The following is a 24,420-nucleotide window of genomic DNA, read 5'->3' as shown; positions in this document are numbered from 1 at the left end:
TTAAATTTGTTCAACTTCATTTTTATTCTCTTTTATTTTTTCGGGAAGGGTAATGGTGAAAGTTACGCCTAATCCGCTGTTTTCTGCTTTTATGGTTCCGCCCTGAGCTTCTATTATTTTCTTTGAAATCGCCAATCCGAGCCCGCTTCCTGTCGGTTTTAAAATATTTTGATTTTTTGACTGGTAAAATTTATCGAAAATCATTTCCAGATCTTCTGCGGGAATATGTTTTCCGGTATTGAAGATTTTAATAATTAATTGGTTTTCTTTTTCAGATAATTTAGTCTGAATTGTTCCCTGCTCGTCAGTGAATTTTAAAGCATTTCCTAAAATATTCTGAAACAGCTGAATCATCCTCGCTTCGTCATATTCAAATAAATACTGGTTAAGAAGATTGACTTCACTTAAATGAATATTTTTCTGCTGAATCAGGTGCAGAAGTGGGTTTAATGCTTTTTTATAGGTTTCAATAATATTATTTTGTTGAATATGTAAAGCAATTTCGCCATGCTGAAGCTTATCCAGATACAAAATATCATTGATAATCTCGCTTAATCTATCCGATTCTGTAATGATATTGTTCAAAAATTCTTTTTTGATATCCAAAGGAATATCATCGTCATCTGCCAGAATTTCCCCAGCCGAACGAATCGCAGTGATTGGTGTTCTTAATTCATGCGCAACAGAATCCAGAAAATCGTCTTTTTGTCGGTCTTTTATAATTAAACTTTGATTGGCAGTTCTCAGATCATTTGACAGTTTTTGAAGTTCCTGCGATTGTTCTGTCAGCTTTTTATTTAGTATAATATTTTCTTTAGATTCTTCTAAAATGTTTAAAACTTCCTTTAAAGATATTTTGTCTTCTTTGGTTACACCTTCGATTAAAATTTTTGCTGAAGCCGTCCCAATTCTTCCTGCCAGTAGGTTTTCGGAGAATTTGATAAATCTGGAATCGGCTGTTTCTGTCTGGGAATCAATATTGTATTTTAAATTAAAAATCCGCAATGCCTGTTCGGTTTTTGTTTTGCCTAAAAATCTTTCCAGAATATTTTTAATGTCTGAAACATAAGCTGTTCCGCGCCAGATGAAAGCTTTTTCATGATTTTGAATATATTTGTCAATATCAACATATAATTCTGCGAAATTTCTTTCACGATAATTTCCTTTTACACTGACAGAAATGATGGCAAATAAGCCTGTGTTCACCAATATCGACCAAAAGAAAATCTGTGGAATTCTTCCCAGAAAAGAAATTTTGAAGAAATCAAAAGAGTCATACATTTCTCGTAAAATCCCTTTAAGTTCCTGATTGTAAGAGAAGTAATATTGAGGAATAATTAATCCGAAATAACAAATGACTAATCCTGCCAATAATCCGATTACTGCGCCTTTAAAAGTTCCTCTTCTCCAGAATATTGCGCCGAAAAATGCAGGTGCTAACTGCCCAATGACAACAAAGGAAATTAATCCGACAGAATCCAATGAAGTTTTAAGAATGAAATACTTATAAAAGACAAATGCCATAATCACCAATGCGAAAATGCTGAATTTTCTGATATTTGTGATGTTTCGAGTGTTCTGTACTTCATTTTCAGATTTAAATTTGCCCAACAAGCCATAAGGAATAATTAAATTATTGGAAAGCATGATGGATAAAGTAATTGCCGAAATGATAATCATTGAAATAGATGAACTTAATCCCCCAAGAAAAACGAAAACTGTTATCCAGGTATTGTTAAAATGTTGCGGAATTAAAATAGAGTAGAACTCAGGATTTACATTTTGTCCATTAAAAATCAATCTTCCGCCCCATGCAATCGGAAAGATAAATATAGTGAAAATCAATAAGTAAAGCGGAAAAAACCAGATTGCTGTTTTGATATGCTTTTCCTGTCTGTTCTCGATAATCGCAGTATGAAACTGTCTCGGAAGAATACAGATCGCCGTTGCTGAAATCAAGCAAAGAACCATCCAGTTCATAGCTCCTTCAGTTCCATTGAATGTATTTTTTTGTTTAAAATCTTCAAACTTGCTTGCCTTTTCGTAAATATCTGAAAATCCGTTAAAAACAAAATAAATAACAAATATTCCCAAAATAATAATGAAAAAAAGTTTCAGGAAACTTTCCAAAGCAATTGCTGAGATAATTCCCAGACGCTTTTCTGATGCATCGACATATTTTGTACCGTAATAAGATGCAAATAAGGCAATTAACACAACCACAAAAGTTGCGTTATCAGTCAGGATATTTTGTGACATTGATGTTTCTGTCACTAGGTGAAAAGTCTCAGAAATAGCCTTGATCTGTAAACCAATATAAGGAACAATCGCCAAAAGACAGACGATCGTAATAATAGCGCTGAAACTTCGGCTGTTACCGTATCTTAACGAAATAAAATCTGCAACGCTGCTTATTTTATTCACTCTTGCGATTCTTACAATTCGGGTATTGATGTAAATCCATGCGGGGATTACCATGATGGGACCGATGTAGATCGGGAGATAATTGAGCCCGCTTGTTGCTGCAACTCCGATGCTTCCGTAGTACGTCCATGCTGTGCAGTACACCGCTAAAGACAAGGCATAAATGTAAGGGTTGTTGATCCAAAGCTTGCTCTTTTTCTTCTCCGCCAGATGAGCGACTAAGAATAAAAGTGCCAGATAAAACAAAACCACAAAAAATAATGCGAAACTACTCATCATATTTTTTTACGATTACAAAAGAGATAATGATGGAAACCATCCAGACAGCGAAAATATAAATCAGAATCATCGGATAGCCGAACACTTCTTTTTCACTGTTGAACAACAATGAAACAGGAATGCTGAATGCAATAAGAATTCCGATGCTCAGGATAATTAGCTTTTGTTCGTGTCTTTTTTTCATAATGATATAAAAGATAATTGACGGACAGATTCATCCGCCAATTATCACTAACATATTTTATTTAAACTTTATCGTCAGAATACTCTCCTGTTAAAGAATAGTAGCCGAAAATTGCCATTCCGCCTGAGATAATCGGCATCAGTACAAATAGAATGATAATACCGAATACAAGGTCTTCCTGCTTTCCTGAGGTAATTTTTGGAATTCCCAAAACGGTTATCCCGAAATATCCTACAACCAAAGCAACTGCAATCCAAAGAATGCCTAATATTTTTTTTAGTCCGTTCATTTTAGTAGATTTAAAATTAATAAAAATTTAAGTGATTGAGTGTTTAATCGTGAATATTATTGTTCTTATTTTTAAGATAAAATAATCCGATCAGTAAACAGACTGCGGCAACTCCAATCGGATACCAAAGTCCTTCCAGATACCAGGTTGTGTGTCCTGCTTCTTTTCCGGCTGTAACTAAGTACGTCGCCACTGCGGGAAGCAATCCTCCAAATACTCCGTTTCCGATGTGATAAGGCAGAGACATTGATGTGTAACGGATTCTCACCGGGAACATTTCGACTAAGAACGCTGCAATCGGACCGTAAACCATGGTTACAAAAATCACCTGAATGAAAACTAAAAATATCAGATACCATTTTGTATGGTCTTCTAATTTTATGGTTTGAGAAACTTTCGGTTCTTCCGCTTTTCCGTCTTTCATTACAGGACCGGCTGGAGACCAGTGAACCACACTGTCTTTTTTAATTAAAGTTCCGTCTGTGTACAATATTTCTTTGTGGAATGTCACCAAACTGTCGGTTGCAATATCTTTATGGATTTTTGCGGTTCTTTTTTCTGTAATTCCGTTGGCTGCTACTGTTTTGTTTTCAAGACTTACACTTTTAAACATAGAGTCGTAAATTGGTCTGTATGCTAAAATTGCGATCAGCATCCCCGTCATCATCACGGCTTTTCGACCAATTTTATCTGATAACCAACCAAAGAAGACGAAGAAAGGTGTTCCAAAAAGTAATGCTGTTGCCATTAATTTGTCTACCTGTGCAGATTCTACATTCATTACTTTTTGTAAGAAACTCATCGCGTAGAATTGTCCTGTATACCAAATTACACCTTGTCCCATCGCAGCTCCGAACAATGCCAGTAAGACAAATTTGAAGTTGAATTTGTTCCCGAAACTTTCTTTTAAAGGGTTTTTTGAAGTTTTTCCTTCGCTTTTAGCCTTTGCAAAAAGCGGAGACTCTTTCATGTTTTTTCTGATGATATAGGAAACTCCAACCATTAAAATCGATATCCAGAAAGGGATTCTCCATCCCCAATTATCGAATTCTTCTGCGGAAAGTGTACTTTTTGTAATTAAAATCACAATTAATGAAATGAAAAGTCCCGCTGTTGCTGTCGTCTGAATCCAGGAAGTCCAGTAACCTCTTCGGTGTGGCTGTGCATATTCCGCAACATAAGTCGCAGCACCTCCATATTCGCCTCCGAGAGCCAAACCTTGTAATAATCTTAAAATTAAAACTAAAACCGGAGCCATAAATCCGATGGTTTCATAACTTGGGATACATCCGATGAGGAATGTTGAAAATCCCATAATTAATAAAGTAACCAAAAACGTATATTTTCTTCCGATAAGATCCCCTAATCTTCCGAAGAATAATGCTCCGAAAGGCCTTACTACAAATCCGGCTGCGAAAGTTGCTAGGGTAGATAGAAACGCTGCAGTAGGATTATCTGAAGGGAAAAATTTTGTTGCTAAAACGATGGCTAAACTTCCGAAAATATAGAAGTCGTACCATTCTATTAATGTACCGAGTGACGAGGCAGTGATAACGCTCCAGATAGTGCGGTTTTTCTGCTTTTCGGTCATATTCTCGTAGCTTATTTGATTGTTATCGCTCATATTGCTTTAATTTTGATGTTAGTTAAAATTGATATTGAGTTTTCTGAGTTTTTATAAATAAATTTGAAATTGCACAATAAATTCTCCTTTTGATGATGGGCTTTCCGTCGGGCTTGTATAAACTGGTCTTGTTGAATATTGTGTTGTAATTTTTGCGTGATGACCATCTATAAACCAGTTGGCTCCGACATCAAATTGTGATGAAGATTTCTCAAATGCTTCAAAACTTTTGTGGGTATACGCTGCAAATGGCTGAATTCTGATTTTCGGTTTTTCTGACTGACTTGGTAACAATAAACCAGCCTGTGCGTAGATAATATTACCTGTCCCTATCGTTGGCTGTAGATTTCCTGCTCCTGCGATGGCTTTGTTGCCAATGAAATTTGGATCGGATGAAGCAATATTCATGATTCCTAAATTTCTGATGTAATTGGGTCCGAATTGATAGTTGTAATACCCTGCGTAAGCCGAAACTGCCATTTTATTTTTAGCATTTCCTAACGGAATATCAGCAAAAGCATCAACTGCAACGAGTGTAATATCATGTTTTTCGATAGTTGAGTTCACAGAAGTTCTCGTTCCGTCTTTTTGGTGATAAAAACCAGCTCCCAAATTGAAAACTTTTTTAGTCCCCAAATAAGAGCCCACTTTGAAAGGAAGTGTATTCGATTCTTCATCCAAAAACTGATATTCTACATAGCCTGCTTTTGAAAAATTAGGATTTCCGTTATTGTCTACTGCTATAGCTTTTGCCGGATCTGTTACATTTACCGGAACTAAATCTGTTGCAAAAGGTTTGTTTAAGCTAAAACGATATTCCAGTTTCCCGTATTTTCCTTTCGCGAACATTCCCAATTGTCTTGCAAACTGGTCAGAATTATCTATTAAAGGCCATGTGAAAATAGGAGAGTCAACTGTTAAGAAATTCAATGTTGAAGCCATTGTCATACGGGAAAGTCCCATGTAATAGTGCAGCCCGGCTCCTAAAGATAAGCTGAATTTCCCTGCTTCTCCGGGTAAAATAACAGCATACTCATTCCATGCATCATGAAAAAACATCTGTGGTTTTTTGCCGTTTCCATAGCCTCCGGTACCCGAAGTTCCTGAACCGCCACCGTTGATAAAGGTTTGATTGTTAATTCCAAAATGAGCAAGGATCATATATCTTTTGGAGATTTGTGCATATGCTAAAACACGCAATCTACGGTTTCCTAAGCTCCAGGAATTGTCAGTTGGTTCTCCGCCGACCATACTTCCGGGATTCATATCTGTGTTTCTTAACCAGAACTGATCCCATAAAATAAATCTGACGTATTTGTCGCCTTGTTGATTAAGGTTAACTTTTAGCCCGCTTCCGTAATCGGGAGAGCCTTGTGAATATAAAGAATTACTGATTAAAGCTAATCCAATAAATGTGAGTATTTTCTTCATAAATTATCAATTTTTGGCTTCGTTTTTTGTGAAAGCCAAATTGTAATTAATAATTTAGTTATAAAAATTTAATATATATTATTGGTAGGTTTATAGTTATGAGTTTTAAGTGATGAATTATGAGTTTCTGGCAGTATTGAATTTTTGTGTAAAATATATATTAATATTTTGATTAATAATATGTTATATGTTTAATATGAATATTAGCTAAACTCATGATTCATCACTTAAACCTCATAACTCCAAAAGCCTATTTTTTGAATCGTTCCCATTTAATCAGCATATATTTATCTGCAAACTGAGTAATAATTAATCCTGAATTTTTAATATTTTCTTCTTTAGCAATATATTCAATCAGTTCATTTTGTTTTAAAATTTTATAAACCGGATGGAATTCCGAATGAGGAGGTCGTATGATATTGTATTTCTTAATCCATGAACTTATGGTAACATGAGAAACTCCTATAATTCTCTCTATTTCACGGAAACTCAATCCCTCAAGATATAATTGTAAAGCTTTTGTCACGTAATAATCATCAATCTGTTTTCCAAGCTTTTTTACGGTAAAATAATAGTTGCAGTCTTTGCAGTGAAAACGTTGTTTTTCGTTAACTATTCCACTTTTTACGATTTTATTGCTGTTGCATTTTGGACAGTTATTTTCCATAACTATATATTTTTAGCAAATGTATAATAATTTAGCAAAATATTAATTTAACTTAAAGATAAAATTACCTGTGTATTAATTTAATTCAATAAAAATATCTTTTTAATTTGGTTTTTAAAGTTATTATACTTTAAATTTGCCAAAAAATTCAGATAAATAAATGGAAATACAAATTTCCTCATGCGAACATTTAATGTATGTGAGTGAAATACAGCAGGAAATGTATGATTCTGCACAGCGAAGAGGAACGGGGATCGCAAAACGTTCCATAGAATATTTAAGCAAAAAGATTTCAGAAGGCAATGCTGTTGTCGCCACTGAAAACGGGGAATGGGTGGGTTTCTGTTATATAGAAACGTGGTCCCACGGACAGTTTGTAGCCAACTCAGGATTGATTGTTTCTCCAAAATTCAGGAATGGAGGTATTGCGACTATGATCAAAGACAGAGTGTTTGCATTGTCGAGAGAGAAATTCCCAAATGCAAAAATATTCGGTCTGACGACGGGACTTGCTGTAATGAAAATTAACAGTGACTTAGGTTATAAGCCAGTAATTTATTCTGAATTAACTCAGGATGATGAGTTTTGGAATGGTTGCAAAAGTTGTGTGAACTATGAAATTTTGATGAAAAAAGAACGTAAAAACTGTCTTTGTACAGCAATGCTTTTCGTTCCTGAAAATAATAAAGTAAATGAGGTTGTAAACAATCAGCCCGAAAATCAATATAATAATGAGCAAGAAAGTAGTCTTAGCGTTTAGCGGAGGTTTAGATACCTCTTACTGTGCCAAATATTTGAGTGAAACACTTGGATATGAGGTGTATGCAGTCACTGTAAATACCGGAGGTTTTTCTCAAGAAGAAGAAAAAGAATTGAAGAAAAAAGCTTTTAATCTTGGGGTAAAAGAATACAGGTGCGTTGATGCTCAGAAAGATTATTATAATTCTTGCGTAAAATATTTGATCTTTGGAAATGTTTTGAAAAACAATACATACCCTTTGTCTGTAAGTGCTGAACGTACGATTCAGGCGCAGGAAATTGCAAAATATGCCATTGAAATCAATGCTGATGCAATCGCCCACGGAAGTACAGGAGCAGGGAATGATCAGGTTCGTTTCGACTTGATTTTTCAGGTAATGTGCACGAATGTAGAAATTATTACGCCAATTCGTGATCTATCTTTATCCCGTGAAGAAGAAATTGAGTTTTTGAAAAACCATGGTTATGAAATGGAATTTCAAAAAGCGCAATATTCTGTGAATAAAGGACTTTGGGGAACTTCAGTTGGCGGAAAAGAAACATTGACATCAAGAAATTATCTTCCCGAAGAAGCTTTTCCTTCTCAAATTAAAGAAACTCAGCCTTCAGAATTGGAAATTGAGTTTAAAAATGGTGAGGTTGTAGCCGTAAACGGAGAAAATTTTGAGCATTCTGTTTATGCGATTCAGAAAATTGAAGAATTAGCATCTGCTTATGGAATCGGTCGTGATATCCACGTTGGGGATACGATTGTTGGAATTAAAGGAAGAGTTGGTTTTGAAGCGGCAGCGGCATCAGTAATTATAAAAGCGCACCATTTGTTGGAAAAGCATACGCTTTCAAAATATCAGCAGATGATGAAATCCCAATTGTCTGATTGGTACGGAAACTGGCTTCACGAAGCGCTTTTCCTAGATCCTGTGATGAGGAATATCGAGTCTTTCTTAAATGATTCTCAAAAAACAGTGAGCGGAAAAGTATTTGTAACGCTTCATCCATACAGATTTATTTTAAACGGAATTGAATCTAAACATGATCTGATGTCTGATAAATTCGGAAGCTACGGCGAAGCAAACAGAGCTTGGACGGGAGAAGATGTGAAAGGTTACACAAAAATCGTAAGCAATTCTTTAAATATATATCATCAGATAAATTCAGCATTATGATGATAAACCCGAAGGGTTCAATATGAATAGCCGTAGGTGAAACCTATGGATTATTAAATCAACAAGCAATCAGAACCCGATAGGGTTCAATAATAATATTTGCGGTTGAACTCCGTGAAAACCAATAAAATGATTAATATTAAAAAAACAGCAGGAATCATCGGTGCCAACGGCTACACAGGAAGCGAACTGGTTCGTCTGCTGGCTTTTCATCCCAATGTGTCTTTGAGTTTTTTATATAGTCGTTCAAATTCGGGGACAAAAATTTCAGATTTGTACCCGGATTTAACGACGGTTTGTGAAATGGTTTTAACGGATCAGCCTGAAGAGGTAGATATTTTATTTTTATGTCTTCCTCACAAAGAAAGTCAGAATTGGTTAGCTCAAAATGGGGTAAAAGATGAAACGTTGGTCATCGATTTAGGAAATGATTTTCGCTTAGACGGAAATTTCGCAAACAGAAATTTTATCTACGGTTTACCTGAAATCAACAAAAAACAACTTTCAGGAGCGAAAAGTATTGCAAATCCGGGATGTTTTGCAACAGCTATTCAACTGGCTCTGCTTCCATTGGCTGAAAAAGGTTTGTTGGATGAGGTTTATACAACGGGAATTACAGGTTCAACAGGTGCAGGTCAGTCTTTGCAGCCAACGACACATTTTACCTGGAGGAATGATAATATTTCAGCTTATAAAACCTTGACACATCAACATGTGGATGAGATTTTACAGCAGTTAGTTTCTTTTAATACGAATGAAATCAGCCTGAATTTTGTTCCATGGAGAGGGGATTTTGCGAGAGGAATTTTCACGAGTTCCACGGTGAAAACAGATGTAGAACTTTCAGATATTCATCAATTGTTTAAGGATTTTTATGCAGATGAACCTTTTGTAAAGGTAAGTGAGAAAGCAATTGATTTAAAGCAGGTTGTCAATACCAATCGCTGTGTGATTCATATAGAAAAGAGTGGAAATGTTGCAGTTATTCACTCAGCGATTGACAATTTGTTGAAAGGAGCTTCCGGACAAGCAGTTCAAAATATGAATATTGCAATGGGCTGGGAAGAAAATTCAGGATTAAATTTAAAACCAATTGCGTTTTAAAAAAACTTTAAAAGACAATTGTCAAATAGTCAATCGTGAATTTTTAAAACGCAATTTAAAGTGACTTAGGAAACGGAGGTGTTAAGAAATTTTGAAGAATTTCCGTTAAAAAATTTCTCTTGTTTGAGTGGCGGGTCAAAAAACTCTTTATAATACGAAATTTTACTTTCCGCCCGAGTTTAGAAATTTTAGCTGGAGTTTCCAGTCTTGAACTTTTGTTTCTTTTGTTTCAAGACAAAAGAAATTAATTAAAATAAAAAAAATGAATTTATTCAACGTATATCCATTATTTAACATCAATCCAGTAAAAGCTCAGGGATCATTTCTCTGGGACGATAAAGGAGAAAAATATCTTGATTTTTACGGAGGTCATGCCGTGATTTCTATCGGGCACAACCATCCGCACTATCAGACTCAATTAAAAAACCAATTAGATAAAATATCTTTCTATTCAAACTCGGTTCAGAATGAATTGCAGACTGAACTGGCTGAAAAATTAGGAAAACTTTCAGGCTTGGAAGATTATAATTTATTTTTATGTAATTCAGGAGCTGAAGCAAATGAAAATGCTTTAAAACTGGCTTCTTTCCACAACGGAAAAAGTAAAGTGTTATATTTCTCAGGCTCGTTTCACGGAAGAACTTCGGCGGCAGTTTCGGTGACAGACAATCCTAAAATCGTAGCTCCGGTAAACTATGACGAAAGATTCATCAAATCTGAATGGAATAACATCGAACAGCTTGAAGCAGTTTTTGAAAAACAAGGAAGTGAAATTTCATCTGTAATCATTGAAGGAATTCAGGGAGTTGGAGGAATTATGATTCCAACGGTTGGATTTTTAACTAAAATCAAAGAATTATGTGAGAAATATGATGCTGTTTTGATTTTAGATGAAGTTCAGTCAGGATACGGAAGAAGCGGACATTTCTTCGCACATCAGGAATTTGGAATTGAAGCAGACATTATCACAACAGCAAAAGGAATGGGGAACGGTTTTCCAATCGGCGGTGTTTTAATTCATCCTAAGTTTCAGGCAAGTAATGGTTTGCTGGGTACAACTTTCGGAGGGAATCATTTAGCTTGTGTCGCTGCGATTGCTGTATTGGATGTGATGAAAGATGAAAATCTCATCGAAAATGCTCACAAAATGGGCGAGTATATTGAAAATGAAATTAAAGATTTTCCACATATTAAAACCATCCGAAGGAAAGGTTTGATGATTGGAATCGAACTCGACAGGGACTGCTCGGAAGTGAGGAATAACCTGCTGTACAATCATCATATTTTCACAGGAAACTCTAATGATAAGGCTGTGTTGAGGATTCTTCCGGCGCTTAACATTAAAAAAGAAGAAACCGATTTGTTTATCGGTGCTTTGAAAACTGTTTTAGAAAATCTTTAAAATCAAAAATCAAAATGAAAAAATTCACCTCTGTAAGTGACGTTGAAAACTTACAGGAAATTATAAAAAAAGCTTTACAAATTAAAGAAAATCCTCTTTCGGAAACCGAGAAAGGAAAAGGAAAAACAATTGGACTTGTATTTTTAAATTCAAGCTTGAGAACTCGTTTGAGCAGTCAGATTGCAGCGCAAAATTTAGGATTAAATGTGTTGACGTTAAACGCAGCTCAAGAAGCATGGAATTTAGAATTCGCAGACGGGGCTGTAATGAACGGTGATACGGTAGAGCATATCAAAGATGCCATTGAAGTATTAAATCAATATTGTGACATCATCGCCGTTCGTTGTTTTGCAGGAATGAAAAGCAAGGAAGATGATGTTAACGAAAGCATTTTAAGCCAGTTCGAGCAACATGCAAAAGTTCCCATTATTTCATTGGAGTCGGCTACACGTCACCCTTTGCAAAGTTTGGCAGATTGCATCACAATTACTGAAAACTGGAAAGAAGAACGTAAACCAAAAGTGGTTTTAACCTGGGCTCCACATATCAAACCGATTGCTCATGCGGTTGGAAACTCTTTCGCAGAGTGGATGCAGGAAATGGATGTAGATTTAGTGATCACCAATCCAGAAGGCTATGATTTAGACAAAAACTTTACAAAAAACGTGAAAGTAATCCATAATCAGGATGAAGCGTTGAAAGATGCAGATTTTATTTATGTGAAAAACTGGTCGTCTTTTGATGACTATGCAGCAATGCCTGAAGTGAAAGAAAACTGGATGCTAACAAACGAAAAATTGGAAAATACCAATCAGGCAAAAGTAATGCACTGTCTTCCGGTTCGTCGTAATGTAGAATTGAGTGATGAGGTAATGGATGGTGGAAATTCCATTATTTATCAACAGGCAAAAAACCGGATTTTCTCTGCACAAGCTGTTTTCTCTGAAATTTTAGATGAATTGAATTCTTAATAACTAAACCTCATAGGTTTCAAAAACCTATGAGGTTTTCAAAAAAGGTTTGCAATGAAAAATAAATTATACATCATAAAAATCGGCGGAGCATTAATCGATGATGAGGAACTATTGAATGAATTTCTAGAACAGTTTTCTGACATTAAAGAAAGAAAAATTCTTGTTCATGGAGGTGGAAAATTAGCAACTACATTGGCTGATAAATTAGGCGTTGAACAAAAGATAGTCAACGGACGAAGAATCACAGATAAAGATACGTTGGATATTGTGGCTATGGTCTATGCGGGAGGAATCAACAAAAATATTGTGGCAAAACTTCAGCAGAAAAAATGCAAAGCAATCGGATTTTCGGGAGCTGATGCAAATTTAATTAAAGCTAAAAAGAGAGAACATGCAGAAATAGATTTCGGGTTTGTGGGCGATATCGAGAAGAAAAGCGTGAACAAGAAATTAATTTCAAAATTAATTAAACTTCATCTCGTTCCGGTATTTTCAGCAATCACTCATGACAAAAAAGGAAATTTGTTTAATACCAATGCTGATACAATTGCTTCGGTAATCGCTCAGGCGCTGTCTTCAAAATATGATGTTGAATTGTTGTATTGTTTCGATAAAGAAGGTGTTTTGGAAGATGTCGGAAATCCTGAATCTGTCATCAAAAATATTTCCGAAGAGGAATTTTCTGTTTTAAAAAATGAAGGAAAGCTTCATAAAGGAATTCTTCCAAAACTGGAAAACGCTCTTGGAGCAGTAAAAAATAATGTAAATAAGGTATTCTTAATTAAAGAAACCGAACTAAAAAACCATATAGAGAACCATCATGCAGGAACTGAAATCTGTTTATAGTAAAGAAGAATTACTGAATAACGCAGTGGATTTGTTGAAAAAACTGATTGAAATTCCGTCATTCAGCAAAGATGAATATAATACATCTGTGGAGATTGAAAACTTTTTTAAAAAGAACAATATTCCTACAAAACGTTTTAAAAATAACATTTGGGCAGTAAATAAAAACTTTGATGTTTTTAAACCATCGATTTTGCTGAATACGCATCACGACACGGTAAAACCGAATAAAGCTTACACTCTAGACCCGTTTTTGCCGGTTGAGAAAGACGGAAAATTGTTCGGATTGGGAAGTAATGATGCTGGAGCTTCTCTGGTCTCGATGGCTCAGGTTTTTTTACATTTTTATGATAAAGAAGATTTGCAATATAATTTAGTGATTGCTTTGACGGCAGAGGAGGAGATTTCAGGGTTTGACGGAATTGAAGCTTTATTTCCCCAACTGCCAAATATCGAGCTTGCCATTGTAGGAGAACCAACGCAGATGAATCTGGCAATCGCGGAAAAAGGACTTTTGGTAATTGACGGGGAAATGAAAGGCACTCCTTCTCACGCCGCTCATCCGAACAACGATAACTCGATTGTAAAATGTATGGAAGATTTGCAGAATATCTTAAACTTTAAATTTCCAAAAATTTCCGATTATTTGGGTGAAGTTAAGGTTACGCTGTCTGGAATTCATGCCGGAGTTCAGCATAATGTAGTTCCGGAATCTTGTACTTTTACTTTAGATGTGAGAGTTACGGATGAATATTCTAATGAAGAAGCGTTTGAAATCATCCAGTCGCAGATGAAATCAAGGTTAACAGCGAGGTCTTTCAGGCTAAATTCTTCAAAAATTGAAATGGATCATCCATTTGTACAGGCAGGTCTGGAAATCGGGAGGACAACTTACGGTTCGCCAACTTCATCCGATCAGGCGATTATTCCTTGTACATCGGTAAAGCTCGGTCCCGGAGACAGCACACGCTCTCACACCGCAGATGAATACATCTATATAAAGGAAATAGAAGAGGGGATTGCTATTTACATCCAGATCCTTGAGAAGGTTCTATAAATTGACCTAGGAAACGGAGGCGTTAAGAAAATTGAAATTTAATCCGTTAAAAAATTCCCACTGTTTGAAGCGCGACACTAATTTTGAACTGAAGAACAAATATTGAATTCGCGCAAGTTTTGGGGATTTTAGTATTTAATTTTAATTTTTAGCCGGAGTTTCCAGTCTTGAATTTTTGTTTCTTTTGTTTGACTACGTCGAATCTTCGATTTCAAGACAAAAGAAAATTATAAAATAAAAAATAATTTTATGAAAAAAATATGGCAAAAAGACGATAATGCCACCAATATATTAGTCAATAAATTCACAGTCGGAAAAGATCTCGATTTTGATGAACGTTTAGCAAAATATGATGTTAAAGGTTCAATGGCGCACTGTAAAATGTTGGCAGAAGTGGGAATTATTTCCAATGAAGAATCAGAGCAGATGTTGTCTGTTTTGGAAGAAATTTTGAAAGATATCGAAAACGGAACTTTTGAAATTGATAAAACTGCGGAAGATATTCATTCGCAGGTTGAATCTATTTTAATTGAAAAATTGGGCGATACAGGAAAGAAAATTCATACGGCTCGTTCAAGAAATGATCAGGTTTTATTGAATATTAAACTGTATTTACTGGATGAAATCCGTGAGATCACAACTTTGACGGATGAATTTTTTCAAATATTAATCAAACTGGCGGATCAGCATAAAAATGTTCTTCTTCCGGGATATACCCATTTACAAATTGCAATGCCTTCATCGTTCGGATTGTGGTTTGGAGCTTATGCCGAAGCGTTGTTGGATGATGTTGAAATGCTTTTCTCGGTTAAAAATATCATTAATAAAAATCCATTGGGTTCAGCGGCGGGTTATGGTTCGTCTTTCCCGATTGACCGTGAGAGTACGACGTATAATTTAGGTTTTCAGTCGATGAATTATAATTCGGTTTATGCTCAGATGACGCGTGGAAAGTCGGAGAAAATGTTGTCGATGGCAATGGCAACTTTAGCAGGAACTTTAGGTAAGTTTTCGTACGATGTTTGTCTGTATTTAAGCCAGAATTTTGATTTTATAAGTTTTCCAAAGGAATTTACAACGGGAAGCAGTATCATGCCTCACAAAAAAAATCCTGATATTTTTGAACTGGTTCGTGCCCGTTGCAACAGAATTCAGTCTTTGCCGAATGAGTTTATTTTATTGACGAATAATCTGCCTTCAGGATATCACAGAGATATGCAGTTGACAAAGGAAATTCTTTTCCCGGCAATCGATTCCTTGAAAGAATGTCTTGAAATATTAAGCTATACCTTACCGAATATTCAGGTGAAAGAAGGGATTCTGGAAGATGAAAAGTATAAATATCTTTTCAGCGTAGAGAAAATCAATGAAGAAGTGAAAAACGGAAGTTCTTTCCGTGATGCGTATGTAAAAGTAGGGCAGGAAATTGAGAATAATGAGTTTGATTTTGAGATAAAAAATCTTAATCATACCCATCAGGGAAGTATAGGGAATTTATGTTTAGATAAAATAGAATATCAGTTTAATAAATTGAAAAATAAATTGTTGGGGTGATATTTTAAACTTAAAACTTTCTTAGATGCTTCGACAGAGCTCAGCATGACATCTCTAATACTATCTGTTTTATTAGCGATTTATTTGTAGCGGTGTCATGCTGAGCTCTGTCGAAGCATCTTTAAACTATTAAACAAAATGTTTTGATTTAAATAAAAAATTATCCCAAATCAATCTTAAACTTAGTAGATTTTTTAACTTCATGCAGTACAATTGAACTGTGATATTGCCCGATATTAGGAATGTTTGAAATCACGTTAACCGTAAAATCATTATAAGAATTAATATCTTTTGCAATGATTTTCAGCATATAGTCATATTCACCGGAAAGACTGATGATTTCCTGAACTTCATCGTGTTGCATTATATTTTTCTCGAAAGTTTCAAGAACTTTTTTAGATTGTTCTTTCAGACGGACATTGCAGTAAACAACAATATTTAAACCCAGTTTTTCACGGTTCAAAAGACCTACATATTTCTCAATAATTCCCTGTTTTTCCAGCTGTTTAATGCGTTCATAGGTTGGAGTAAACGTAAGACCTATCTTTTCTGAAATTTCTTTCACAGAATAGGTAGAGTCTTCCTGAATGATACTGAGAATCATTTTGTCTTTTAAATCCATAGAATATAGAATAAGATTGAATTCTAACAAAAATAGTATTTAAAAATGAAAATAAGGACAGATTAATATTTTTTAATCCAAATCAAATTTTGATTTTGTCAATTCGTGGAAATGTTATATCTTTGCACCTAATGAATAACACAGTATTTATATCATTAGAATTACCGGGCGTAGACGCCCTTTACGATATTTATTTATTTTAAGCGAAGATATTTTCTTCGCTTTTTTTTTGTGAAAAAATTAAGATATTATGTTTACGATTACAGAACTAAGCACCGAGAGAATCAACAGTATAGTGACAGAAGCAATCGCTTTTGCAAACGGAAAAACTGCCAGAATTGAAGGAGAAGTTTTTTGCTCAAATCTTTTCTTCGAAGACAGTACGAGAACGAAAACCAGTTTTGATATTGCCGAAAGAAAATTAGGTTTACAGGTAGTTCCTTTTGATGCGGCAAACAGTTCCGTGAATAAAGGTGAAAGTTTATACGATACAGTAAAAACGATTGAAAGCTTAGGAGTAAATCTTGTCGTGATCAGAGATAAGAAAGACCGATATTTTGATGAATTAAAAAATATTAAAATTCCTATGATTAACGGAGGAGACGGAACGGGAAACCATCCATCTCAATGTATGCTGGATTTAATGACGATTTATCAGGAATTCGGAAAATTTGAAGGGTTAAAAGTGGGAATTGTAGGAGATGTAAAACACAGTCGTGTTGCCAATTCAAATGCAGAAGCATTAAGGAGATTAGGTGCAAAAGTATATTTTTCAGGACCTGAACAATGGTTTGATGAAGGTGCTTTAATCAACGGGACTTACCTGTCTGTAGATGAAATGATTAAAGATGTTGATGTATTGATGTTATTAAGAATTCAACACGAAAGACACGATTCAAAAATGAGTTTCTCAGCTTCGGAATACCACAGAAAATACGGTTTGACGAAAGAAAGAGAAAAAGCAATGAAAAAAGAAGCTATTATCATGCATCCTGCCCCAATCAACAGAGGAGTGGAAATTGATACAGACTTGGTAGAATGTGAACGTTCAAGAGTTTTCAAACAAATGCAAAACGGCGTTTTCGCAAGAATGGCAATACTTAAAGAAGCCTTGGAAAAAGAAGGACATACTTTTAAGTAAAAAATAGCCAAGATAAAAGTAAAAGATGGAGAGCCCTGAAAGGGCGACCTGTTAATAGCCATGGATGAAATCCATGGAAATAAATAGAAAGAATAAGAAATAAAATAACAGAATGCAGAAGTCTAACTTCTAATTTCTAAATCTAATATCTAATTTAAAAAATGAAGAAAAAGTTAATACTGGAGTCCGGTGAAGTGTTTCATGGAGAAGGTTTCGGAACAGAACTGGAAACTGCAGGAGAAGTGGTTTTCAATACCGGAATGACAGGATATCAGGAACTGATTTCTGATCCGTCTTATTGCGGTCAGATTGTTTGTATGACCTATCCGCTTATCGGAAACTATGGGATTAATAGAGATGATTATGAGAGTATCGAGCCGGCTATCAAAGGTCTTATCGTAAAAGAAATTTGTGATTTGCCATCCAATTTCCGTACTCAGATTACTTTAGATGAATTATTTAAAAAGAAAAACCTTTCAGGAATTTCAGGAATCGATACCAGAAGACTGACAAGAATTCTTCGTAATTCCGGAGTGGTGAAAGGAAAAATCGTAAACGCAGATACTGATAATGATTCAGTAGTTTCAGAATTAAAATCAACAACTTTCCCAACCAATCAGGTAGAGCAGGTTTCTACAAAAACCCCTTATGCAAACCCAGGAAGAGGTTTCAAGGTTGTGTTAGTAGATTTTGGATCTAAATTAGGAATTATCAGGGAGTTGTCTCAAAGAAGTTGTGACATCATCGTAGTTTCACAAGATACAACGGCAGAAGAAATTTTATTGATGGATCCGGACGGAATCATGTTGTCAAACGGTCCTGGAGATCCGGAAGATAACCAACATGCGTTGGAAATGATCCGCGGATTATTAGGAAAAGTTCCAATCTTCGGAATCTGTTTGGGACACCAGTTGATCGGATTGGCTTGTGGAGCGAAAACTTTTAAGTTAAAATTCGGTCACAGAGGAGGAAACCACCCTGTTTTGGATTTAGAGAAAAATAAAGTGGCAATTACTTCTCAAAACCACGGTTATGCAGTTGATCAGGAAAGTTTGAAAGGAACAGATTTAATTGAAACGCACATCGCATTGAACGACAGAACAAACGAAGGTTTGAAACATAAAATTCACCCTTGTTTCTCTGTTCAGTATCACCCGGAAGCTAGTCCAGGTCCAGAAGATGCGAACTACTTATTTGATGATTTCATTCACTTGATGGAGGATTTTAAGAATAAGAAGAATCAGTAATTTGTAAGATTATTTAAATAGATAGAAATATAAATGTCAACCTTTCGCCAAATATATTATCAGATTGTATTTAGTACGAAGCACAGAAAACCAGTGTTGAATATTGAATATGAAGATCAATTATATAAATACATTTGGGGAATTGTTAAGAATAAAAATTGCACACTTTATAGAATTAATGGAATGCCGGATCATATTCATTTATTTACAGATCTGCATCCATCAGTTTCCTTAAGCAGTTTTGTAAAAGATATTAAGGTTTCAAGCAACTTATGGATAAAGCAAAGCGGCTTATTTCCTGATTTTGAAGAATGGCAAACCGGTTACGACGCGTTCACTTATTCAGAAAGAGAAAAGGATATGATCATCAATTATATTAAAAACCAAAAAGAACATCATAAAAATGAATCCTTTGAGGATGAATATAAAAATTTGCTAAAATCTCATAGAGTTGAATTTGATGAAAAATATCTGTGGTAAATAATGTTCAACCCATTTCATGGGTTGTCGGAATGTGATAATTATCCAATCCATAGGTTTCACCTACGGCTATTAAAATTCAGCCACTTCGTGGCTGCCCAAAATAGAAAAAAAAGAACCATGAAATGGTTCAACAATAATAGCCACGGATGAAATCCATGGAATAATAAAAAAGAAAAAAATGAAAAGAAACGACATAAAAACAATTTTAGTAATCGGTTCAGGACCTATCATCATTGGTCAGGCGGCGGAATTTGATTACGCAGGAACGCAGGCTTGTCTGTCTTTGAGAGAAGAAGGCTACAAGGTAATTTTGATCAATTCAAACCCTGCAACGATTATGACGGATGTTGAAATCGCTGATAAAGTATATATCGAGCCGATTTCACTTCAATTTGTGAGTCACATCATCAGAAAAGAGCGTCCGGATGCACTTTTACCTACACTTGGTGGACAAACAGGTCTGAACATGGCGGTAGAATTGGAAAAATCAGGAATTCTTGAAGAATGTAAAGTTGAGGTTCTTGGAACAACGCTTTCTGCGATCAACAGAGCGGAAGACAGAGATCTTTTCCGTGAATTGATGAGAGAATTGAACGAACCGGTTCCTGAATCTGATATTGTAACGACAGTAGAAGGAGCAATTGATTTCGCAAATGAAATCGGTTATCCGGTGATTGTTCGTCCTGCCTTCACGATGGGTGGAACAGGGGGTGGAATCGCTGCAACGGAAGCTGAATTGAAAGAAATTGCAGAATTAGGTCTGAAATACAGCCCTGTTACTCAATGTCTTATCGAAAAATCAATCGCAGGTTTCAAAGAAATTGAATACGAAGTAATGCGTGATGCAAACGACAACGCGATTGTGGTTTGTAACATGGAAAATATAGATCCGGTTGGGGTTCACACAGGTGATTCGATTGTTGTGGCTCCTTCTCAGACACTTTCTGACAGAGAATATCAGATGCTGAGAAATGCTTCTTTAAAAATCATCAGAGCATTAGGAATTGAAGGAGGATGTAACGTACAGTTGGCTTTAGACCCGCATTCATTCGAATATTATATCATTGAGGTTAACCCGAGAGTTTCCCGTTCATCGGCTTTGGCAAGTAAGGCAACAGGATACCCGATCGCTAAAATTGCTGCAAAAATCGCGGTAGGATTAACTTTAGATGAAATCATGAACCCGGTTACAGGTAAAACTTACGCTTGTTTTGAACCAGCTTTGGATTATGTGGTAACTAAATTCCCAAGATTCCCATTCGATAAATTCGAAACGGCGGACAGAAGATTATCAACACAGATGAAAGCGACGGGAGAAGTAATGGCAATCGGAAGAAATTTTGAGGAGTCTTTACAAAAAGCCATCCGTTCTCTTGAAACAGGAATCAGGCATATCGGCTTAAAAACTAAGCAGGCTGCAGCTCTTACAGCAGAAGAGATCGAAAGAAGAATCAGAGTTTGTGATGACGAAAGATTATTCATTATCGGAGATGCTTTAAGAAGAGGGTACGACTGGGAACAGATTGTAGAATGGAGTAAAATTGATAAATTCTTCATCTGGAAAATCAAGAAATTAATTGATTTCGAAAAAGTTATCGCTGATAATAAATTTGACTTAGAAACTTTAATTCAGGCTAAAAAATTAGGTTTTGCAGATGTGAATATCGCAGTTCTTTGGGAGGTAAAAGAACGCGAAGTTTTCAACTTCAGAAAAGAAAACGGAGTAATGCCGGTTTACAAAATGGTAGACACTTGCGCCGCAGAATTTGAAAGTGAAACACCATATTTCTACGGAACTTACGAAGAAGAGAACGAAAGTGTAGTTTCGGATAAGCAAAAAGTGATCGTTTTAGGTTCAGGACCAATCAGAATCGGGCAGGGCGTTGAGTTTGACTACGCGACAGTTCACTCGGTTTGGGCGATCAAAGAGATGGGTTATGAAGCAATTATCATCAACAATAACCCGGAAACGGTTTCTACAGACTTCTCGATTTCAGATAAATTATACTTCGAGCCTTTAACTGAAGAAGATGTAATGAACATTATCGATCTTGAAAAACCAATGGGAGTTGTGGTTCAGTTCGGAGGTCAGACAGCGATCAATTTAGCTGATAAATTGGCTGCTCACGGAGTTCAGATTTTGGGAACTTCTCTTGAAGATCTTGACAGAGCTGAAAACAGAGACAAATTTGAAAAAGCCCTTCAGGAACTTGGGATTCCTCAGCCTTTAGGAAAAACATCAACTTCAAAAGAAGAAGCGATAAAAATTGCCAACGAAATCGGTTATCCGGTGTTGGTTCGCCCAAGCTACGTTTTAGGAGGTAGAGCAATGGAAATTGTGTACACAGAAAGCGAATTGGCTCATTATATGGAATTTGCGGTAGAAGCAAGCCCGGATCAGCCGGTTTTGATCGACCGATATATCACAGGAAAAGAGGTTGAAGTAGACGCAATCTGCGATGGCGAAACGGTAATCATTCCTGGAATTATGGAGCATATCGAAAGAGCCGGAGTTCACTCAGGAGATTCAATTGCAGTGTATCCGCCACAGAATGTTTCTCAGGCAGAAATCGATACTTTGGTAGATTATACTGAAAGATTAGCTAAAGGATTGAATGTGATTGGATTAATGAATATTCAATACGTTCTTTTTGAAGGAAATGTGTTTGTGATCGAGGTAAATCCACGTTCATCAAGAACGGTTCCTTTCTTATCTAAAATTACGGAAGTTCCGATGGCAAACTTGGCAACGAAAGCTATTTTAGGTCAAAAACTGAAAGATTTAGGCTACAAAAACGGATTGGTTCCTAAGAAAGAAGGAGTCTTTGTAAAAGTTCCTGTCTTCTCATTCTCAAAACTAACGAAAGTTGACATCTCTCTGGGACCAGAAATGAAGTCTACGGGAGAGGTTATGGGGAAAGATACGACACTTGAAAAAGCTCTTTACAAAGGATTAATCGCCGCAGGAAGAAAAGTTCCGATGCACGGATCAATTTTGTTCACGGTAGCTGATAAACACAAGCAGGAAGCTGCAGATTTAGCTGCAAGATTCCATGAGGTTGGTTTCAGAATCTGGGCAACAGAAGGAACGGCAAAATTCTTCGGAGAACAGGGAATTCCTTGCAAAATCGGATACAAAATCGGAGAGGAAAGTGTAAACCTGATCGATTTGATTCAAAAAGGAAAAGTTCAGTACGTTGTCAACACTATGACGAAAGGAAAACAGTCCGAAAGAGACGGTTTCCAGATCAGAAGAATGAGCGTTGAAAACGGTGTACCTTGTCTGACATCAATGGATACGGTTGAAGCAATTCTGAAAGTTATCGAAAGTATGAGCTTCAAAATGGAGACGATGTAATTTTCGGATTAAAATATTTTTAAGCCTCGTAAGTTTTCTTGCGAGGTTTTTTTTGTTGATTTTTAGAAATTTTGTAGAAATTAGAAATATTAAATGTAAGTTTAATTCTGTTTTAGCGAATTTTCAAAAATGCATCAAATTATACTGAATTAAACCTATGATAATTACTTTAGAAAATATTAATGCTTTCTTTCAAGAATATCCGGTAAAGAACATTAAATGTGATCATAAGATTTTAACTGATTATGAGAAAATTTTTGAGGTCTTTGATGGAAGCTTTGGATATTTAAGTTACCTTGAATTTAAATCTAATGATAATTCAACAATATTTTTGGGATCGTACCCATTCAATGGTACCGATTTGTGGAAATGTAAAAAATGTGGAAAACTTAAATTCTTTTATACGGAAACAGGAGGTCATTTTCCAAAAATGATTGCTATTGATGTTGATTTTGACAAAAATTATAAATCAGATCCTTTTGTAAAACTTGTTTCAATTAATAAAGACAAATTAAGTGATTTTATAGAGAAATTTAATTTCAATGAATTAAAAAATCCAAAAAATATTCAAAAATTTGATGGTGTGAAAATTATAGATAAAGATATTAAATATATCTTTGGTTATCATGAATATGGTAATACTGTAACTTTTAATATTGTCGCTGATAGAAATACTCTTAGAAAATTATTTAAATTTGAAAAATCTAATTAAAATATGTCAACACAAAATTTTTCATACACCTTTACAACTTCAAAATCTCACGAAGAAGTTTTCAATATTTTAATTGATCCTAAAAAATGGTGGATAGGTTTTCATAGCGAAACTATAACCGGAAATTCTGAAAAATTGAATGATGAATTTACTTTCAGCGCAGGAAATGGAGCACACAATTCTGTTCAAAAATTAGTAGAATTAATTCCTAATAAAAAAATAAGTTGGGAAGTTGTCGATAGTAATCTGACATTTCTGAAAATACCAAACGAATGGACGGGAACTAAGATTAATTTTGATATTTCTACTGAAGAAAATCAAACAAAAGTTACATCCACTCACAACGGTTTGACTCCACAATTTGAATGCTATGAAGGATGTTCAAATGCATGGTCGCAATATCTGGAAAATTTAACAAAAGAATTGAAATTTATTGAGTTTTAACAGAAAGCATCATGTCAAAACAAATTTTTGGTGTCGTAGCTTTTTTGTTCATGACTTCTTGTGTTGGATATTTTAATGAAAATTATTTGACGAGAGAATAGATTAAAACACCGATACCGGCATATGCAACAACAGTAATGATATCAGCTATGGGTTGTGAAAAGCGTTTTTCAGCAATTTTCTCACCATTGATCTGGTTCTTATGGAATTTCAGAATTTTTTTAGGATTATGAACCGGATGTGCAACCAGACTGTCACTTTCCCATTTGTCAACTATTATTTTATAAGTCTTACCATCAACGTCAATTCTAACATTTTTATTAGGTGCAAGTTTCTCCTGAATATTGACAGGCATTTGTTGTGAATTCAGACTTTGGGATGCAGCAGCTGTTGTACTTTTCGCCTGCATAGGAGTATTATCAGCAAGAGTTGCAACTTTTTTAGATTCCTGTTTATTGTCGGTTGTTGTATCCGCTTGTTTTTTAACCTGGTAGGTATAGCAACTCACAAGACAAAATGATATAAGGATGAGATAAAGATTCTTTTGCATTAGTCAAATTTAAGAATTAAATGGAATATTCAGTATTTCTTTTGAAAAATTCTGTGTTTAAAAATTTATTCCTACTGAAAAAAAGCAATCGGTATTGATTCTT

General features: G+C 35.3%; 22 protein-coding genes. 14 read left to right on the top strand and 8 right to left on the bottom strand.

Translation table 11 applies throughout. The annotated features are described in order from the left end of the window. The 6 genes from ABD745_RS14275 to ABD745_RS14250 all read right to left on the bottom strand — a co-directional run bounded on the left by ABD745_RS14275 (nucleotide 1) and on the right by ABD745_RS14250 (nucleotide 6,898). Complete coding sequence (locus ABD745_RS14275) at nucleotides 1-2,700, bottom strand: ATP-binding protein (protein ID WP_344832323.1); 2,700 nt, start codon at nucleotides 2,698-2,700, stop codon at nucleotides 1-3. Beyond that, a complete protein-coding gene (locus ABD745_RS14270) occupies nucleotides 2,693-2,887 on the bottom strand; it encodes a hypothetical protein (RefSeq protein WP_344831187.1) in 195 nt (64 codons plus the stop codon). Before ABD745_RS14270 ends, ABD745_RS14275 begins: the two co-directional genes overlap by 8 nt. A gap of 61 nt (nucleotides 2,888-2,948) precedes the next feature. Further along, nucleotides 2,949-3,176, bottom strand: a complete 228-nt coding sequence (locus tag ABD745_RS14265) for a DUF6814 family protein (RefSeq protein ID WP_047398396.1) — start codon at nucleotides 3,174-3,176, stop codon at nucleotides 2,949-2,951. Nucleotides 3,177-3,219: 43 nt separating this feature from the next. After that, nucleotides 3,220-4,800 (bottom strand): MFS transporter, encoded by a 1,581-nt coding sequence (locus ABD745_RS14260; protein WP_344831179.1) that lies wholly within the window; start codon nucleotides 4,798-4,800, stop codon nucleotides 3,220-3,222. A 51-nt stretch (nucleotides 4,801-4,851) separates the two neighbouring features. Then, nucleotides 4,852-6,231 carry a porin gene (locus ABD745_RS14255; RefSeq protein WP_344831174.1) on the bottom strand — a complete coding sequence of 460 codons (1,380 nt, stop codon included), beginning with the start codon at nucleotides 6,229-6,231 and terminating at the stop codon, nucleotides 4,852-4,854. 250 nt (nucleotides 6,232-6,481) lie between these two features. Continuing rightward, nucleotides 6,482-6,898, bottom strand: a complete 417-nt coding sequence (locus ABD745_RS14250) for an IS1/IS1595 family N-terminal zinc-binding domain-containing protein (RefSeq protein ID WP_344831171.1) — start codon at nucleotides 6,896-6,898, stop codon at nucleotides 6,482-6,484. A 160-nt stretch (nucleotides 6,899-7,058) separates the two neighbouring features. Here ABD745_RS14250 and ABD745_RS14245 point away from each other — a divergent pair, with 160 nt between their 5' ends. The 8 genes from ABD745_RS14245 (at nucleotide 7,059) to argH (ending at nucleotide 15,760) form a co-directional block, all read left to right on the top strand. Then, nucleotides 7,059-7,658, top strand: coding sequence for a GNAT family N-acetyltransferase (locus ABD745_RS14245; protein WP_344831169.1), 600 nt, complete (start codon nucleotides 7,059-7,061; stop codon nucleotides 7,656-7,658). Beyond that, nucleotides 7,630-8,823, top strand: coding sequence for an argininosuccinate synthase (gene argG, locus ABD745_RS14240; RefSeq protein ID WP_344831167.1), 1,194 nt, complete (start codon nucleotides 7,630-7,632; stop codon nucleotides 8,821-8,823). The genes ABD745_RS14245 and argG overlap by 29 nt, the downstream gene beginning before the upstream one ends. Nucleotides 8,824-8,952: 129 nt before the next feature. Then, nucleotides 8,953-9,927: an N-acetyl-gamma-glutamyl-phosphate reductase gene (gene argC / locus ABD745_RS14235; protein WP_344831164.1), complete on the top strand. Its 975-nt coding sequence runs from the start codon at nucleotides 8,953-8,955 to the stop codon at nucleotides 9,925-9,927. 262 nt (nucleotides 9,928-10,189) lie between these two features. Next, nucleotides 10,190-11,329 carry an aspartate aminotransferase family protein gene (locus tag ABD745_RS14230; RefSeq protein ID WP_344831162.1) on the top strand — a complete coding sequence of 380 codons (1,140 nt, stop codon included), beginning with the start codon at nucleotides 10,190-10,192 and terminating at the stop codon, nucleotides 11,327-11,329. A gap of 14 nt (nucleotides 11,330-11,343) precedes the next feature. Further along, nucleotides 11,344-12,300 carry an N-acetylornithine carbamoyltransferase gene (locus ABD745_RS14225; RefSeq protein WP_344831160.1) on the top strand — a complete coding sequence of 319 codons (957 nt, stop codon included), beginning with the start codon at nucleotides 11,344-11,346 and terminating at the stop codon, nucleotides 12,298-12,300. Between the two features lie 54 nt (nucleotides 12,301-12,354). After that, nucleotides 12,355-13,149: an acetylglutamate kinase gene (argB, locus tag ABD745_RS14220; RefSeq protein WP_344831157.1), complete on the top strand. Its 795-nt coding sequence runs from the start codon at nucleotides 12,355-12,357 to the stop codon at nucleotides 13,147-13,149. Next, nucleotides 13,124-14,206 carry a M20 family metallo-hydrolase gene (locus tag ABD745_RS14215; protein ID WP_344831154.1) on the top strand — a complete coding sequence of 361 codons (1,083 nt, stop codon included), beginning with the start codon at nucleotides 13,124-13,126 and terminating at the stop codon, nucleotides 14,204-14,206. The genes argB and ABD745_RS14215 overlap by 26 nt, the downstream gene beginning before the upstream one ends. Nucleotides 14,207-14,455: 249 nt before the next feature. Continuing rightward, the gene (gene argH / locus ABD745_RS14210; RefSeq protein ID WP_344831151.1) at nucleotides 14,456-15,760 is read left to right on the top strand and encodes an argininosuccinate lyase; all 1,305 of its coding nucleotides are present in this window, start codon (nucleotides 14,456-14,458) and stop codon (nucleotides 15,758-15,760) included. Between the two features lie 160 nt (nucleotides 15,761-15,920). Here argH and ABD745_RS14205 read toward each other — a convergent pair whose 3' ends face one another. Continuing rightward, nucleotides 15,921-16,382 (bottom strand): Lrp/AsnC family transcriptional regulator, encoded by a 462-nt coding sequence (locus tag ABD745_RS14205; RefSeq protein WP_081986772.1) that lies wholly within the window; start codon nucleotides 16,380-16,382, stop codon nucleotides 15,921-15,923. 250 nt (nucleotides 16,383-16,632) lie between these two features. On the opposite strand from ABD745_RS14205, the gene ABD745_RS14200 reads away from it, so the two are divergent. From ABD745_RS14200 to ABD745_RS14175, 6 genes are all read left to right on the top strand, one after another. Then, nucleotides 16,633-17,523: an aspartate carbamoyltransferase catalytic subunit gene (locus ABD745_RS14200; RefSeq protein ID WP_344831146.1), complete on the top strand. Its 891-nt coding sequence runs from the start codon at nucleotides 16,633-16,635 to the stop codon at nucleotides 17,521-17,523. A 161-nt stretch (nucleotides 17,524-17,684) separates the two neighbouring features. Further along, a complete protein-coding gene (locus ABD745_RS14195; RefSeq protein ID WP_344831143.1) occupies nucleotides 17,685-18,770 on the top strand; it encodes a carbamoyl phosphate synthase small subunit in 1,086 nt (361 codons plus the stop codon). Nucleotides 18,771-18,803: 33 nt separating this feature from the next. Next, nucleotides 18,804-19,250: an IS200/IS605 family transposase gene (gene tnpA, locus ABD745_RS14190; protein ID WP_344831141.1), complete on the top strand. Its 447-nt coding sequence runs from the start codon at nucleotides 18,804-18,806 to the stop codon at nucleotides 19,248-19,250. A 181-nt stretch (nucleotides 19,251-19,431) separates the two neighbouring features. Then, complete coding sequence (carB, locus tag ABD745_RS14185) at nucleotides 19,432-22,611, top strand: carbamoyl-phosphate synthase large subunit (protein ID WP_344831138.1); 3,180 nt, start codon at nucleotides 19,432-19,434, stop codon at nucleotides 22,609-22,611. A gap of 157 nt (nucleotides 22,612-22,768) precedes the next feature. Next, a complete protein-coding gene (locus tag ABD745_RS14180) occupies nucleotides 22,769-23,323 on the top strand; it encodes a hypothetical protein (protein WP_344831135.1) in 555 nt (184 codons plus the stop codon). 3 nt (nucleotides 23,324-23,326) lie between these two features. Next, complete coding sequence (locus ABD745_RS14175; RefSeq protein WP_344831132.1) at nucleotides 23,327-23,767, top strand: SRPBCC family protein; 441 nt, start codon at nucleotides 23,327-23,329, stop codon at nucleotides 23,765-23,767. 82 nt (nucleotides 23,768-23,849) lie between these two features. On the opposite strand, the gene ABD745_RS14170 is transcribed toward ABD745_RS14175, so the two are convergent. Beyond that, nucleotides 23,850-24,317: a hypothetical protein gene (locus ABD745_RS14170; protein ID WP_344831129.1), complete on the bottom strand. Its 468-nt coding sequence runs from the start codon at nucleotides 24,315-24,317 to the stop codon at nucleotides 23,850-23,852. Between the last annotated feature and the right edge of the window lie 103 nt (nucleotides 24,318-24,420).

This window comes from Chryseobacterium ginsenosidimutans (assembly GCF_039536845.1).
GTDB lineage: Bacteria > Bacteroidota > Bacteroidia > Flavobacteriales > Weeksellaceae > Chryseobacterium > Chryseobacterium ginsenosidimutans_B.
Note: the sequence above shows the minus strand (reverse complement) of the source record. Positions and strands in the feature narration are given on the sequence as shown.